The organism is Cobetia sp. UCD-24C, assembly GCF_001306765.1.
GTDB classification, from domain to species: Bacteria; Pseudomonadota; Gammaproteobacteria; order Pseudomonadales; family Halomonadaceae; genus Cobetia; species Cobetia amphilecti.
On sequence record NZ_LJTD01000031.1, the window covers coordinates 1 to 950 of the forward strand.

At 65.3% G+C, this 950-nt stretch carries 1 protein-coding gene; it reads right to left on the reverse strand.

Annotation, left to right across the window (positions count from 1 at the left end):
• A partial coding sequence (locus AOG28_RS17420; protein ID WP_200906838.1) for a VCBS domain-containing protein occupies positions 1-950 on the reverse strand: 950 nt, incomplete at both ends.

Sequence of the window (950 nt, forward strand, 5' to 3'; positions counted from 1 at the left end):
ATGGTGACGGTGAGCAGCGCCATGTCGGTGCCGCCCTGGCCATCAGAGATCTCGTAGGTGAAGGTCTCGGTGATCACCTCGCCTTCGGCCAGCGCCTGCACCGCCGCGTTGCTGTTGTCCAGCGCGTAGGTGTAGCTGCCATCTTCGGCGATGGTGACGCTGCCGTAGGTACCGGTGACCGGCGTACCCGCGGCGGTGTCAGTGCCGGCATTGGCGCCCGCACCGATGCCACTGACGATCAGCGCATCGCTGTCGTTGCCGCCATCGGTGTCGGTATCGGGCTGCGCATCGCTGAGCACGTTGCCGGTCGTGGTGCTGGTGTCGCTGGTGGCGACGCCCTCATCCAGCTCGGCAGTGTTGTCGAAGACCTCGGGTGCGACGTTGGCCACAGTCCAGGTGAAGGTCGTGGTGACATCCAAGCCATTCTCGTCGGTGCCGGTCAGCGTGACGGTGTAGATGCCGTCGTTGTTGTCACCGCCGGTGGAGGCATCCGGGGACAGCGTGCCGCTGATCTCGCCGGTGGTCGGGTCAATCACCAGGCCGTCCGGCAGATTGTCAGCCGAGAAGTTCAGCTCTGCGCCGTTGTCGACGTCGGTGAAGGCATCAGCGACGCTGAAGGGCGTGATGGGGTCACCATCGTTACCGTTTTGGTCCACCGGCTGCGCCCCATCCACCAGCACCGGCGCATCATTGGTGCCGTTGATGGTGACGGTGAGCAGCGCCATGTCGGTGCCGCCCTGGCCATCAGAGATCTCGTAGGTGAAGGTCTCGGTGATCACCTCGCCTTCGGCCAGCGCCTGCACCGCCGCGTTGCTGTTGTCCAGCGCGTAGGTGTAGCTGCCATCTTCGGCGATGGTGACGCTGCCGTAGGTACCGGTGACCGGCGTACCCGCGGCGGTGTCAGTGCCGGCATTGGCGCCCGCACCGATGCCACTGACGATCAGCGCATC